Source organism: Pseudomonas sp. UTLPPB19802 (assembly GCF_059730225.1).
Genome location: NZ_AP048545.1, coordinates 6,629,415 through 6,643,220 on the forward strand (window position 1 = coordinate 6,629,415; position 13,806 = coordinate 6,643,220).

A 13,806-nucleotide genomic window follows, 5' to 3' on the forward strand; every position below is an offset into this window, starting at 1 on the left:
AGCATTATAACGGTTCTTCCGACTCATTCACTTACGAGCCCCCCATGCCTAATCCGGATCTGAGCATTTTGCTGGTGAGTGATGGCCATCTGGTGAGCAGCGCCCTCGGCAGCAACCTCCAGCGCGCGGGATACCAGGACATACGCCACGCCAATGACGCCGTCCTGGCCCTCGAGCAAATCGACCAGCGGACCGCCAGCGTAGTGGTCTGCGCCGCAGACGCCGGCCTGAAGCTGGCGGAAAAGATCAGGCAGCGCGACGAGATGAACGATCACTACACCTATGTGTTGCTGATCAGTGCCGAGGCGCCCCTTGCCCTGCTCGACGACACATCGCCCAACGATATCGATGACCTGATCGCCCCCGAGGACGTCGAACGCCTGCTGCTGACCCGGGTACTGGCCGCCGACCGCCAATGGAGCACCCTGCAGCGGCTGCGCCAGGAAAACCGCCTGTTGCGCCAGAACATCGCCAGCCTCGAACAGCGCAACCTCGTCGACTCCCTGACCGGCCTGGGCAACTCCCGCTACCTGCGCCAGAAGCTGACCGACAGCCTTCGCCAGGTGCAGGCCCGTGGCGGCGCGATCTGCTACCTGCTCATCGGCGTCCAGCAGGCGGGCGAGCTGCAGCGCGAGTACGGCAACGACTTCTACGACGAGCTGCTGCAGGGCGTCGCCCGGCGCCTGCAACAACTGGTGCGGCCGCTGGACGTGCTGGCACGGCTGGACGACCAGCACTTCGTGCTGATGACCATGCCGCCTGACCTGCGCGATTGTGCCCCGAGCAGCTTCAAGCGCCTGTATGACGGGCTGAACCTCAAGCCGTTCATGACCAATGAAGGGCCTGTGGAGTTGAAAGCCGGCATCAGCCTGGTGGGCCTGGACAGCAAGTGCCTGCCACTGGACCAGCAGACCCTGTTCGATGAAGCCGCCCAGCTGCTGGCCCAGTCCTATGCCGATGGCGTGGTCAGCGCCAAGCGCCTGCCGGCCCGCGACTGATGAGCAGCACCTGGCATGTTCTCGGTGCCGGCAGCCTGGGCAGCTTATGGGCCGCCCGCCTGGCGCGCGCCGGGCTGCCGGTCAGGCTGATCCTGCGCGACCCGGTACGCCTGGCAGCCTATGAGGCAAGCGGCGGACTGACCCTGGTCGAACAAGGCCAGGCACAACAGTTTGCCATTCCTGCCGAGACCTTCGACGCCGCCGAGCCGATTACCCGCCTGCTGGTCGCCTGCAAGGCCTATGACGCGCAGGCCGCCGTTGCTCGACTGCTCCCGCGTCTCAGCGAGCATGTCGAACTGGTACTGCTGCAGAACGGCCTGGGCAGCCAGGATGCGGTCGCGGCCCTGGCTCCCGGAGCGCGCTGTATCTTCGCCTCCAGCACCGAAGGCGCCTTCCGTGAAGCGGACTGGCAGGTAGTGTTCGCCGGCCATGGCTTTACCTGGCTGGGCGATGTCATCCAACCGATGCCGCCGCTCTGGCTGGATGAGCTGGCCCAAGCGGGAATTCCCCACGAATGGAACACCCAGATCCTGACCCGGCTGTGGCGCAAGCTGGCGCTCAACTGTGCCATCAACCCACTGACCGTGCTCCACGACTGCCGTAACGGTGGCCTGCTGGAGCATCACTGCGAAGTCGCCACCCTCTGCGCCGAACTGACGGAGTTGCTGCAATGCTGCGGCCAACCCGCCGCCGCCGAGAACCTGCACGAGGAAGTGCAACGGGTGATACAGGCCACGGCCGCGAACTATTCCTCCATGTACCAGGACGTCGCCCATGGCCGGCGTACCGAAATCAGCTACCTCCTGGGCTACGCTTGCTCGGCAGCGGCACGCCACCACCTCGGTTTGCCCCATCTCGAACAACTGCGGGTGCGGCTGACTGCGCATCTTGCCGAACACGGCTTGCCAAGCGACTGAGCCTCTCTCCCACTGCCCCTTCCCACTGCTCGACCTGTTCAATCCGTCACTTGGCAAAAGCCCGCGGTAAAAACCGACGGTTTGATACACTCAATCACGGTCGGGTGTCGATCGAGGCCCGCCGCTCCTTTTATTTTTTTGCAGACAGGACCCGCGATGCCCCTGCGCCAGCGCCTAGAAAACCTCCCGGTCGGTCAGAAACTCCTCGCCGCGCTGCTGGTACTGCTGATTACCGTGCTACTGGTCGCCAACCTGACCTTCATCAGTGCCGCCTATTGGATCTCCCAGGAAAGCATGGCGCCGCAGGCGCTGCAGACCATCGGCCGACTGGTGTCGAACCCGAACCTCGCCAGCCAGGCCCTGGAGTCTCCGGAAAATGCCGAGGCCCTGCTCAAGGAACTCAACACCTATTCGCCGCTACGGGCTGCCGCCATCTATGACGGCAAGGGCGACCGCCTGGCCCAGTTGCAACATAGCGACCGCCTGAAACTACCGGAGCGCTATCGGCACGTCGAGGCTTGGCGCCTGACCGAATTTCGCAGTAACCAGGTCATCGACATGCCCCACCCCGGCCAGGCACCGGGACACCTGCTCCTGGTGGCCAGCAGCGAACTGCCGGTGGCCTTCTACACCGGGACCTTTACCGCCAGCCTGGGTATCCTGATTTTCAGTATCCTGTTGTGGATGATCATCGCCCGGCAGATCAAGCGACTGATTACCCGCCCCATCCATGAACTCGAGGAGCTTTCGCGCCAGGTCACCCGCGAGGAAAACTATTCACTGCGCGCGTCACGGGGCAACCACGACGAGATCGGCAGCCTGGCCGAGGCCTTCAACACCATGCTGTCGCGCATCGAGGCCCGCGAACAGCAGCTCAAGCGCGCACGCGACGAGTCCCAGGCGGCCTACGACCAGGCCCAGGGCCTGGCCGAGGAAACCCGGCATACCAACCGCAAGCTCGAACTGGAAGTCCAGGTTCGCAGCAAGATCGAGAAGAAACTCACCGGTTTCCAGAATTACCTCAACAGCATCATCGACTCGATGCCTTCCGCACTGATCGCCCTCGACGAGCAACTGTATGTCACCCAGTGGAACCAGGAAGCCAGCGCCCTTTCCGGGACCCGGCTTGACGAAGCGCTGAACCAGCCGATCTTCCTCGCCTTCGAACCCCTCAAACCCTTCCTGCCACAGCTCAAGGACACCGTCGAACAACACACAGTGGCGAAAATCGAGCGCGTTACCTGGGTAAAGGACGACGAGGCCCGCCACTATGCGCTGACTTTCTACCCGCTGATGGGCGGTGCCGGACGTGGCGTGGTGATCCGGATCGATGACATCACCCAGCGCCTGTCCCTGGAAGAAATGATGGTGCAGTCGGAAAAAATGCTTTCCGTCGGCGGACTGGCCGCCGGCATGGCCCATGAAATCAACAATCCGCTCGGCGCGATCCTGCACAACGTACAGAACATTCGTCGGCGATTGTCCTCGGAGCTGCCGAAGAACCTTGAGTACGCCGAGCAGGCCGGTATCGACCTGGACACCGTCAACCTGTACCTCAAGAGTCGCGAAGTGCCTCAATTGCTCGATGGCATCCAGCAGGCCGGAGCACGTGCGGCGAAGATCGTCACCCACATGCTCAGCTTCAGTCGGCGCAGCAAGCGGGAAATGGCGCCGTGCGACCTGCCGGCACTGATCGACCAGGCGGTGGAGATTGCCGGCAACGACTTCGACCTGGCCATCGGCTTCGACTTCAAGGGCCAAGCCATCACGCGCCAGTTCGACCCCTTGCTTGGTCCGGTTCCCGGCACCGCCAACGAATTGGAGCAAGTGCTGCTGAACCTGTTGAAAAACGCGGCCCAGGCCATCCACCAGCGTAACGACGACCGCGAGCCCGGGCGTATCACCCTGCGAACCCGGCTGAATCCGCCTTGGGCGGAAATCCAGGTCGAAGATAACGGCATCGGGATGCCCGAAAGCATCCGCAAGCGCACTTTCGAGCCGTTCTTCACCACCAAGGAAATTGGCCAGGGCACCGGCCTCGGGCTGTCGGTTTCCTATTTCATCATCACCAACAACCACAAGGGCCAGATGGAAGTGCAGTCGACGCCCGGCCAGGGCACGTGCTTCACCCTGCGCCTACCGCTGGCCAGCAACCAGGCCCTGCTTCCCGAACTCAGTAAAATGGAGCAGTAACCATGGGTTTTCGCCTGTCGAAGATTTACACAAGGACCGGTGACACCGGTGAAACGGGGTTGGGCGACGGTCGTCGCGTGCCCAAGGATCATCCCCGGATCGAAGCCATCGGTGAGGTCGACAGCCTCAACAGCCAGCTGGGATTGCTGCTGGCAGGGTTGGCCGAGCTGGTGGTGATTCACCCGGAACTGGAAGAGGTGATCGAAGTGCTTTCGCCTTGCCAGCACCGGCTGTTCGACCTCGGCGGTGAGCTGGCCATGCCGGACTACCAGGCACTGGATAAAAGCGAAATCGAACGACTGGAGGCTGTTATCGACCGCTGGAACGAGGAACTCGGACCGTTGGAAAACTTCATCCTGCCGGGCGGCTCGACGTTGATAGCCCAGGCCCATGTCTGCCGTAGCCAGGCACGCAGTGCCGAACGTCGTTGCCAGCAGCTCAACGCCCTGGAGCCGCTAGGCGGTGTGGGGCTGGCCTATATCAATCGACTGTCGGATCTGTTTTTCGTGGCCGCCAGATTGATTGCCCGGCGTGAGAAGATTGCCGAGATTTTGTGGGAAGCGGCGAAGAAGCCGGTTTCCCACTGAAACCCGGACAAGTGAGATAAGCCGATACCCTTGGTGAGCGGGCTTGCCCGCGCTGGGGGGCGAGGTCCCCCCAAAACAGCAGACCCCGTTTGCCAGCAAGACCGGGGCGCTGGTTTTACGACCGCTTCGCAGTCGAGCGCGGGCAAGCCCGCTCGCCACAAGAGCTGCCTACCCAGGCACCTGGTCGATTATTGCGGCCAGAACGCCCGAATACCTGCGACGCCCTGCGCCCCGGTTTCCCAGGCGCGTGACGACTCGGCAGGCCCGACCCCGCCCAGCAGATACACCGGCTTGTTGAAGCCGGCAATCAACTGCCCGGCCTTTTCCCAACCCAAAGGCTGCGCCCCCGGATGAGTCAGGGTCGGCTGCACCGGCGACAGGGTGACGAAATCCACGCCCATCTGCTCGGCCAACGCCAATTCCTCGGCATCATGGCAGGAGGCAGCCAACCAACGCTCCCTGGGCAGCGGACGCCCGGCAGCCGCATGCTTGCGCAGTTGCGCCGCAGTGATATGCCAGCCGGCCGAGGGGAAGTCGCCCAACCATTCGAACGGTCCCTTGAGCATCAATTGTGCCTTGCCGGCACACAGCCCGACCGCATCAACCGCCAGATCGCGGTACTTGGGGTCGAAACCATTCGGTGCGCGCAGTTGGATCAACTTGATACCGCCGGCAATCGCCTTCTGGATGCCCTGCAGCAACTGCGGAGTCTCCAGCCCCTCCGGAGTGATCAGGTACTCACCTGGCAAACGGGCAGCAGCAACGATCGGCTGGTTCGCCGCGGGGAACTCGTAACTCGGCAATTCCCGCGTCGTCACCCAGGCCAGGGGCTGGCCCTCGGCACCATGAGGTTCGCCAGTGAAGGCCGAAACCTCCCAGACATCCAGCAACACCTGCTTGTCCGGGTAGTCATGCTGCACCTTGATCAACGGACGAGCCTGGGTGACCACGATGCCCAACTCTTCCTGCAGCTCACGGGCCAATGCCGCCTGGACGGCTTCGCCCGCCTCGACCTTGCCGCCGGGGAATTCCCACAGGCCGCCCTGATGCTGGGAATCGGCACGCCGGGCGATCAGGATGCGCCCATCGTTGCCTCGGATAACGGCCGCAGCCACATGTACGCGTTTCACGCTGAAAGCTCCTTCAAATCTGCCGTTTGTCGAGAACACCGAGCCGACGCCCTCGACAAACCGCATTGCGGTGCACTTACGTACGGTATTCCGCGTTGATCTTCACGTATTCGTGGGACAGATCGGTGGTCCAGATGGTTTCGCTGCAATCACCGCGGCCCAGCTCGATGCGAATGGTGATTTCCTCACGGGACATCACCGCCGATCCCTGCTCCTCGGTGTAGGTCGTGGCACGGGCGCCACGGCTGGCGATGCACACCTCCCCCAGGAACACGTCGATCTTGCTCACATCCAGGTTCGGCACGCCGGCACGACCGACTGCAGCCAGGATACGACCCCAGTTCGGGTCGGAAGCGAACAATGCGGTCTTGATCAGCGGCGAGTGGGCCACGGTGTAGCCGACATCCAGGCATTCCTGGTGCGTGCCGCCGCCGTTGACTTCGACGGTGACGAACTTGGTCGCGCCTTCGCCATCACGAACAATGGCCTGGGCCACTTCCATGCAAACCTCGAAGACCGCCTGCTTCAGGGCAGCGAACAGCGGGCCGCTGGCTTCGGTGATTTCCGGCAGGTTGGCCTGGCCGGTGGCGATCAGCATGCAGCAGTCGTTGGTCGAGGTATCGCCATCGATGGTGATGCGGTTGAACGACTTGTTGGCGCCGTCGAGCATGAGGTTCTGCAGCACTTCGCGGGACACCTTGGCATCGGTGGCGATGTAGCCGAGCATGGTTGCCATGTTCGGCCGGATCATCCCGGCGCCCTTGCTGATACCGGTCACGGTGATGGTCACGCCATCGTGCTGGAACTGGCGACTGGCGCCCTTGGGCAGGGTGTCGGTGGTCATGATGCCGGTGGCAGCTGCCGCCCAGTTATCCACGGACAAGTCATCCAGGGCAGCCTGCAAGGCACCCTCGATCTTCTCGACCGGCAGCGGCTCGCCAATCACGCCAGTCGAGTACGGCAGCACTGCTTCCGCATTGACACCTGCCAGCTCGGCCAGCTTGGCACAGGTACGCGCCGCGGCAACCAGGCCGGGCTCACCGGTACCGGCGTTGGCGTTGCCGGTGTTGGTCAGCAGGTAACGGACCGGCCCCTGCACGCGCTGCTTGGCAAGAATCACTGGCGCCGCGCAGAAGGCGTTCAGGGTGAATACGCCCGCCACCGTGGAGCCTTCGGCGCAACGCATCACCACCACATCCTTGCGCCCAGGGCGCTTGATGCCCGCCGAGGCGATACCGAGTTCAAAACCGGCAACCGGGTGCAACGTTGGCAAAGGACCAAGACCAACAGCCATGAATGCGCTCCTCTCAAGGTGATATCCACTGTCGCCACAACGGACAGTGCTTCAAATGGAAAAACGCCGCGACGGCTGATGCCGGTCGCGGCGCGGATGTTTCAGTGTCCGGCAGGAACCTTAGTTGATCTGCCCGTGACAGTGTTTGTACTTCTTGCCCGAACCGCAGTGGCACAGTTCGTTGCGACCCAGTTTCTGCTCGTTGCGTACCGGGGCAGTGGCCAGGGCAACATCGACCTCTTCACCCTGTGGCTCGGCGTCCACCGCCTCCAGGCCTGGGGCCTCGGCGTGCTGGAACTGCATGCGTTCGGCCAGTGCCTCGGCTTCGCGACGCAGACGGGCTTCTTCTTCGGCAGGATCCTCGCGGCGAACCTGGACGTGGGAGAGCACACGAATCGAATCGCGCTTGATCGAGTCCAGCAGTTCGGAGAACAGGGTGAACGACTCGCGCTTGTACTCCTGCTTCGGGTTCTTCTGCGCATAACCACGCAGGTGGATACCGTGGCGCAGGTGGTCCATGGTCGACAGGTGGTCTTTCCACAGGTCGTCCAGCACCCGCAGGACGATCTGCTTCTCGAAGGTACGCAGGGCTTCGGCGCTCGCCTGCTCTTCCTTCTCGTTGTAGGCCGCCAGCAGCTCATTGAGCAGCTTCTCGCGCAGGGTTTCCTCGTACAGGTGGTCGTCTTCGTCGAGCCACTGCTGGATCGGCAGTTTCACGCCGAAATCGCTTTCGATGGCCGACTCCAGTCCCGCCACATCCCACTGCTCCGGCAGCGACTGCGGAGGAATATGGGCGCTGACAGTGGCGTTGAGCACGTCCTGGCGGAAGTCGGCGATGGTTTCGCCGATGTTGTCGGCAGCCAGCAACGTGTTACGCATGTGATAGATCACTTTACGCTGTTCGTTGTTGACGTCGTCGAACTCGAGCAGTTGTTTGCGGATATCGAAGTTGCGGCCCTCGACCTTGCGCTGGGCCTTTTCGATAGCGTTGGTCACCATGCGATGCTCGATCGCCTCGCCCGGCTGCATACCCAGGGCCTTCATGAAGTTCTTCACTCGATCAGAGGCGAAGATCCGCATCAGGCTGTCTTCCAGCGACAAATAGAAGCGGCTGGAACCGGCGTCACCCTGGCGACCGGCGCGGCCACGCAGCTGGTTGTCGATACGACGCGATTCGTGACGCTCGGAGGCAATCACCTGCAGGCCGCCCGACTCGAGCACTTGCTGGTGGCGTTTCTGCCAATCGGCCTTGATCTGTGCGATCTGCTCCGGTGTCGGGTTTTCCAGGGAGGCAACTTCGACTTCCCAGTTGCCGCCCAACAGGATGTCGGTACCACGGCCGGCCATGTTGGTGGCGATGGTCAGCGCACCCGGACGACCGGCCTGGGCGATGATTTCCGCTTCCTTCTCGTGGAACTTGGCGTTGAGGACCTTGTGCTCGATGCCCTTCTGCTTGAGCAGGTTGGACATGTGCTCGGAGGTTTCGATGGTCGCGGTACCCACCAGCACCGGACGGCCCTGCTTGAGCGACTCCTCGATGTCGGCAATGATCGCCGCGTATTTCTCGTCGGCGGTCAGGAATACCAGGTCGTTGTAGTCCTTGCGCGCCAGCGGCTTGTTCGGCGGGATGACCATCACCGACAGGCCGTAGATCTGATGGAACTCGAACGCCTCGGTATCGGCGGTACCGGTCATGCCGGACAGCTTGGTATACAGGCGGAAGTAGTTCTGGAAGGTGGTCGAAGCCAACGTCTGGCTTTCAGCCTGGATATTGAGGTTTTCCTTGGCCTCGATGGCCTGGTGCAGGCCCTCGGACAGGCGACGACCCGGCATGGTACGACCGGTGTGCTCGTCAACCAGGACCACCTGGCCATCTTGCACGATGTACTCGATGTTGCGGTTGAACAGCTTGTGCGCACGCAGGCCGGCATAGACGTGGGTCAGCAGGCCCAGGTTGTGCGCCGAGTACAGGCTCTCGCCCTCGGCCAGCAGGCCGACCTGGGTGAGCATCTCCTCGATGTACTGGTGACCGGCCTCGTTCAGCTCGACCTGGCGGGTCTTCTCGTCAACGGAGAAATGACCTTCTTTGGTCACCACGCCCTCGACTTCCTCGATGTGCTGGGTCAGGCGCGGGATCAGCTTGTTGATCTCAGTGTACAGCCGCGAGCTGTCTTCGGCCTGGCCGGAGATGATCAGCGGGGTACGCGCTTCGTCGATCAGGATGGAGTCGACTTCGTCGATCACTGCGAAGTTCAGCTCACGCTGGAACTTCTCTTCGACGCTGAACGCCATGTTGTCGCGCAGGTAGTCGAAACCGAATTCGTTGTTGGTGCCGTAGGTGATGTCGGCGGCGTAGGCGGCACGCTTCTCCTCTGGCGGCTGGAACGGCGTGACCACGCCGACCGACAGGCCGAGGAATTCGTACAATGGACGCATCCAGTTGGCGTCACGGCGGGCGAGGTAGTCGTTCACCGTGACCACGTGCACACCCTTGCCGGACAGCGCATTGAGGTATACACCCAGGGTTGCCACCAGGGTCTTGCCTTCACCAGTACGCATCTCCGCGATCTTGCCTTCGTGCAAGGTCATGCCGCCGATCAACTGGACGTCGAAGTGGCGCATGCCCATGACACGCTTGCCAGCCTCACGGGCGACGGCGAAAGCCTCCGGCAGGAGCTTGTCGAGGGTTTCACCTTTGGCTATGCGGGCCTTGAACTCTCCAGTCTTGGCGCGCAACTGCTCGTCCGAAAGGGCCACCATTTGCTCTTCGAAGGCATTGACGATCTGTACCGTCTTGAGCATGCGTTTGACTTCACGCTCGTTCTTGCTTCCAAAAAGTTTCTTTAACAAAGGCGCAAACATATCGGCAGGTTCTTCCACACATAGGGATGGAGGGCGGCCCCAAGAGTCGCCCGAGCAGCCCTCATGGCCGCATGCGAACGAGTATTCTACCCGGAAACGATGGTGAGAAAAGTGGCGTTATTCCACGATGCTGGCACAGCGCTTTTACGGGGCCACTCTAAAATAAGGTCTTTTTCCCGAACTTCAAGCCATCAAGGCCGGGACTTGGGTGCAGACTTTAGGGGCAAAGCCGGCCCGCATCAATGGGGACCGGCCACGGGCACGGTTTCTGCTACCATGGCGGCTCTGTTACCTAAGGTGTCTGAATCATGGCATTTCGCCCCCTCCCGGCCCGGGCGCCCGCCGTCCTGCTTCGCGAAGCCAAGCCGCTGAAGGCGATTTTCAGCCACGCCCAGCGCCTCGCCCATCTGCAGCGCCTGCTGGAAACCCAGTTGCAGCCCGCCGCCCGTGAACACTGCCATGTGGCTTCGTGGCGTGAAGGCACCCTGCTGCTGATCGTTACCGACGGGCATTGGGCAACCCGCCTGCGCTATCAGCAAAAACGCCTGCAACGGCAACTGCAGGCCTTCGACGTGTTCAGCGGCCTGATGCGCATTCTGTTCAAGGTACAACCACCGACGGTCCAGCGGGGCGCAACAGGCCACACCATGGACCTGTCGACCCAGGCGGCACAAACCATCCAGGAAACGGCCGAAGGTATCAGCGACCCGAAACTGCGTGCCGCCCTCGAACGCCTGGCCAGCCACGCCCGCCCCAAGGCCTGACGCCTCAGCGACGCTTGCTGCCCCCGAGCAGCGAGCCCATAAGGCCGCGCACCAGTTGTCGGCCCAACTGAGTGGCGGCCTGGCGCACGACGGACTTGAGCGCCTGCCCGGCCGCCGAACCGAGGAACTCGCCGGCCTTGTCCGCCAGGCTCGGTTCTTGCGCAGCCGGCGTGCCGACGGAGGATTCAGGGGCGGTTGCGGGGGCCTTGCGCGCCAGCAGGATTTCATAGGCCGACTCACGGTCGACGGGTTTGTCATAACGCCCAAGTAACGGCGAACCGGCGATCAGCGCGCTCCGCTCGACCTCGCTCAACGGACCTATCCGTGATTGCGGTGGTGCGACCAGCACGCGCCTGACAATCTCTGGCGTGCCCTTGTCCTGCAAGGTGCCCACCAGCGCCTCGCCGATCCCCAACTGCGTCAGGACCGACAACGCATCGAACGCCGGATTCGGGCGAAACCCTTCGGCGACCGCCCGCAGTGATTTCTGCTCCCGCGCGGTGAAGGCCCGCAGGCCGTGCTGAATGCGCAAGCCCAGCTGCGCCAGGATACCGTCCGGCAGATCACCGGGCGACTGCGTGACGAAGTACACGCCGACCCCCTTGGAACGGATCAACCGGACCACCTGCTCCAAGCGCTCCTGCAGGGCTTTCGGGGTGCCGGCAAACAGCAGGTGCGCTTCGTCGAAAAACAGCGCCAACAGGGGTTTCTCGGCATCGCCACGCTCGGGCAGTTGCTCGAACAACTCGGCCAGCAGCCACAACAGGAACGTTGCATACACCTTGGGCGCCTCGTGCACCAGGCGACTGGCATCGAGCAGATGAATCCTTCCCCGGCCATCGCCAGCCGGTTGCAGGATGTCCTCCAGTTGCAGCGCCGGCTCGCCGAACAATGCCTCGGCGCCCTGCTGCTCAAGGGTTGCCAGGCGCCGCAACAGCGCCTGGGTGGAGCCGCTGGTCATCAAGGCGGCATCCTCGCCGAGCAGTTGCGGATGATCCTTCAGATAGTTGAGCAGCGCCTTGAGGTCCTTCAGGTCGAGCAACAGCAAACCTTCGCGATCGGCCACTTTAAAGGCGGCATACAGGGCCGCCTGCTGGCTATCCGTCAGCTCCAGCAGGGCACCGATCAGCAACGGCCCCATTTCACTCAGGGTGGTGCGCAACGGATGACCGGAGTGCCCGAAGACATCCCACAAGGTGAGCGGGTAGGCGCCGGGCTGATAGTCGAGCCAGGGCATCCCGGCAATCCGTTCGGCAATCTTGCCCTGGGGGTTGCCTGCCGCACCGAGGCCACAGAGATCGCCCTTGATATCCGCGGCGAACACCGCCACCCCTGCATCGCTGAAGGCCTCCGCGAGCCGTTGCAGGGTAACGGTCTTGCCGGTGCCAGTGGCGCCGGCGATGAGACCGTGGCGATTGGCCAGGCTCAAGGCCTGGCCAACGGCTAGACCGTCCGTGCCAGCCCCCAGCACAAGTTGCGAAACATCATTCATGTCATCTCCCCCGGTTGATTGTCGAGCCTGCCCAACTGAAAGCGAGGGGTGTCGATCCGGCTGGAGCCAAACCATGTGCCGGTCTTCCCCTGGGGAGCAAAGGCCTTATCAGCTTAGGCTCAATCTCGTCCGGCGCACGCGACCTTCCATCGCCTGCCTGGGCACTGCAAGCTCGGCAGGTGCCCGATCGGCACAAAGCGACCGGACACGACAAAATGCCACGCACCGGCCCGGACTAATGAAAAGGGGAACATGGGGAAACGCCGGGAAACCACGCAAGCGCACTCAAGGCTTGGCAGGTTCAGCCTCAGGCTCTTCCTGCAATTGCCGCCACAGCTCGGCGGCACCCGGAAACTCGGTGCCATCCTCACTGCTCATGGCATCTGGGTCGTAACGGCTGAGACAGCCTTCACCCAGGGTAGGCGGGGCCTTGGAGGTTGCCTTGTCGAATGGATCGCTCATCACCAACCTCCAGGCCCGCCAGCGGGCGGTCAGAACACCACGGTCTTGTTGCCGTGCACCAGCACACGGTCTTCCAGGTGATAACGCAGGCCGCGAGCCAGCACCATCTTCTCGACATCGCGACCGAAACGCACCATGTCTTCGATACTATCACTGTGGCTGACCCGGACCACGTCCTGCTCGATGATCGGGCCGGCGTCCAGCTCTTCGGTCACGTAGTGGCAGGTCGCACCGATCAGTTTCACCCCACGCATGGAAGCCTGGTGGTACGGCTTCGCACCGACGAAAGACGGCAGGAAGCTGTGGTGGATGTTGATCACCTGGTGTGCGTATTCCTGGCACAACTGGGGCGGCAGGATCTGCATGTAGCGCGCCAGCACCACCACATCGGCTTCGTGATGCTTGACCAGGCGCGAGACCTCGGCGAATGCCGGGGCCTTGTCCTGCGGGTTCACCGGCACGTGGTAATAAGGAATGCCGTGCCATTCGACCATGCTGCGCAGGTCGTCGTGGTTGGAAATCACACAGGCGATATCGCAGTCCAGTTCGTCACTGTGCCAGCGGTGCAGCAGGTCGGCCAGGCAGTGGGACTCGCGGCTGGCCATCAGCACCACGCGCTTCTTCTGCTCGGTGTCGGTGATGCGCCAGGTCATGGAAAACTCTTCGGCGATCGGGGCGAATGCCTCGCGAAAAGCCTCCAGGCCGAACGGCAGGCTGTCGGCACGAATCTCGTGACGCATGAAGAACCAGCCGCTCTGGTTGTCGGAATGATGGCTCGCTTCAGTGATCCAGCCGTTGTAGGACGCCAAAAAATTACTGACTTTGGCAACGATGCCAACGCGGTCGGGGCAAGCGATCACCAGCCGGAAAGTGCGCATGGGGGGAAACTCCAGAACTTCGCAAAGGCGGCTATTCTAGCGATTGCGCGGCAAAACTGCAGTACTCCTTGCAAGACCGCGCCCACCGGGCCTTTCCCGTGAATCGCCCCGGTGCATTCAGCAACGTCCATCGCGGCAATTCCGATAGTTCTCCCGCCGATTCGCAAGTCTATTCTCGGGGCAACCAGGCACAACATCTAACTGACACACATCGGCAATCGATAAAGTT

The 13,806-nt window shown here is 62.5% G+C and carries 11 protein-coding genes; 5 read left to right on the forward strand and 6 right to left on the reverse strand.

Features of this window, described 5'->3' with window-relative positions; all coding sequences use genetic code 11:
- The first annotated feature begins 44 nt into the window (after window positions 1-44).
- From AC6I6U_RS29135 to AC6I6U_RS29150, 4 genes are all read left to right on the forward strand, one after another.
- Complete coding sequence (locus AC6I6U_RS29135; protein WP_497879418.1) at window positions 45-998, forward strand: diguanylate cyclase domain-containing protein; 954 nt, start codon at window positions 45-47, stop codon at window positions 996-998.
- A complete protein-coding gene (locus tag AC6I6U_RS29140; protein ID WP_497879419.1) occupies window positions 998-1,915 on the forward strand; it encodes a putative 2-dehydropantoate 2-reductase in 918 nt (305 codons plus the stop codon). Before AC6I6U_RS29135 ends, AC6I6U_RS29140 begins: the two co-directional genes overlap by 1 nt.
- A 156-nt stretch (window positions 1,916-2,071) precedes the next feature.
- A complete protein-coding gene (locus AC6I6U_RS29145; RefSeq protein ID WP_497879420.1) occupies window positions 2,072-4,108 on the forward strand; it encodes a sensor histidine kinase in 2,037 nt (678 codons plus the stop codon).
- 2 nt (window positions 4,109-4,110) lie between these two features.
- A complete protein-coding gene (locus tag AC6I6U_RS29150; RefSeq protein WP_497879421.1) occupies window positions 4,111-4,695 on the forward strand; it encodes a cob(I)yrinic acid a,c-diamide adenosyltransferase in 585 nt (194 codons plus the stop codon).
- Between the two features lie 188 nt (window positions 4,696-4,883).
- Here the strand turns inward: AC6I6U_RS29150 and AC6I6U_RS29155 are convergent, their stop codons facing one another.
- The 3 genes from AC6I6U_RS29155 to secA form a co-directional block, all read right to left on the reverse strand.
- Entirely contained in the window at window positions 4,884-5,825 is a 942-nt protein-coding gene (locus AC6I6U_RS29155) for a Nudix family hydrolase (RefSeq protein WP_497879422.1), read from the reverse strand.
- Between the two features lie 76 nt (window positions 5,826-5,901).
- Window positions 5,902-7,119, reverse strand: a complete 1,218-nt coding sequence (gene argJ, locus AC6I6U_RS29160; RefSeq protein ID WP_497879423.1) for a bifunctional glutamate N-acetyltransferase/amino-acid acetyltransferase ArgJ — start codon at window positions 7,117-7,119, stop codon at window positions 5,902-5,904.
- Window positions 7,120-7,239: 120 nt separating this feature from the next.
- Complete coding sequence (gene secA, locus AC6I6U_RS29165) at window positions 7,240-9,981, reverse strand: preprotein translocase subunit SecA (protein ID WP_497879424.1); 2,742 nt, start codon at window positions 9,979-9,981, stop codon at window positions 7,240-7,242.
- A 308-nt stretch (window positions 9,982-10,289) separates the two neighbouring features.
- Between secA and AC6I6U_RS29170 the strand changes: the two genes are divergently transcribed.
- Complete coding sequence (locus AC6I6U_RS29170) at window positions 10,290-10,745, forward strand: DUF721 domain-containing protein (RefSeq protein WP_497879425.1); 456 nt, start codon at window positions 10,290-10,292, stop codon at window positions 10,743-10,745.
- A 4-nt stretch (window positions 10,746-10,749) separates the two neighbouring features.
- On the opposite strand, the gene AC6I6U_RS29175 is transcribed toward AC6I6U_RS29170, so the two are convergent.
- From AC6I6U_RS29175 to purU, 3 genes are all read right to left on the reverse strand, one after another.
- Window positions 10,750-12,237 (reverse strand): helicase HerA-like domain-containing protein, encoded by a 1,488-nt coding sequence (locus AC6I6U_RS29175; RefSeq protein ID WP_497879426.1) that lies wholly within the window; start codon window positions 12,235-12,237, stop codon window positions 10,750-10,752.
- Window positions 12,238-12,522: 285 nt separating this feature from the next.
- On the reverse strand, window positions 12,523-12,699 hold the full coding sequence (locus AC6I6U_RS29180) for a hypothetical protein (RefSeq protein ID WP_497879427.1): 177 nt from the start codon (window positions 12,697-12,699) through the stop codon (window positions 12,523-12,525).
- 29 nt (window positions 12,700-12,728) lie between these two features.
- Window positions 12,729-13,577 (reverse strand): formyltetrahydrofolate deformylase, encoded by an 849-nt coding sequence (gene purU, locus AC6I6U_RS29185; protein WP_054061143.1) that lies wholly within the window; start codon window positions 13,575-13,577, stop codon window positions 12,729-12,731.
- Window positions 13,578-13,806 lie beyond the last annotated feature (229 nt).

Excerpts from the sequence above, each read along its gene's own strand:
- AC6I6U_RS29135 (WP_497879418.1), top strand. The coding sequence starts at position 45 with ATGCCTAATCCGGATCTGAGCATTTTGCTGGTGAGTGATGGCCATCTG.
- AC6I6U_RS29140 (WP_497879419.1), top strand. The coding sequence starts at position 998 with ATGAGCAGCACCTGGCATGTTCTCGGTGCCGGCAGCCTGGGCAGCTTA.
- AC6I6U_RS29145 (WP_497879420.1), top strand. The coding sequence starts at position 2,072 with ATGCCCCTGCGCCAGCGCCTAGAAAACCTCCCGGTCGGTCAGAAACTC.
- AC6I6U_RS29150 (WP_497879421.1), top strand. The coding sequence starts at position 4,111 with ATGGGTTTTCGCCTGTCGAAGATTTACACAAGGACCGGTGACACCGGT.
- argJ (WP_497879423.1), bottom strand. The coding sequence starts at position 7,119 with ATGGCTGTTGGTCTTGGTCCTTTGCCAACGTTGCACCCGGTTGCCGGT.
- secA (WP_497879424.1), bottom strand. The coding sequence starts at position 9,981 with ATGTTTGCGCCTTTGTTAAAGAAACTTTTTGGAAGCAAGAACGAGCGT.
- AC6I6U_RS29170 (WP_497879425.1), top strand. The coding sequence starts at position 10,290 with ATGGCATTTCGCCCCCTCCCGGCCCGGGCGCCCGCCGTCCTGCTTCGC.
- AC6I6U_RS29175 (WP_497879426.1), bottom strand. The coding sequence starts at position 12,237 with ATGAATGATGTTTCGCAACTTGTGCTGGGGGCTGGCACGGACGGTCTA.
- AC6I6U_RS29180 (WP_497879427.1), bottom strand. The coding sequence starts at position 12,699 with ATGAGCGATCCATTCGACAAGGCAACCTCCAAGGCCCCGCCTACCCTG.
- purU (WP_054061143.1), bottom strand. The coding sequence starts at position 13,577 with ATGCGCACTTTCCGGCTGGTGATCGCTTGCCCCGACCGCGTTGGCATC.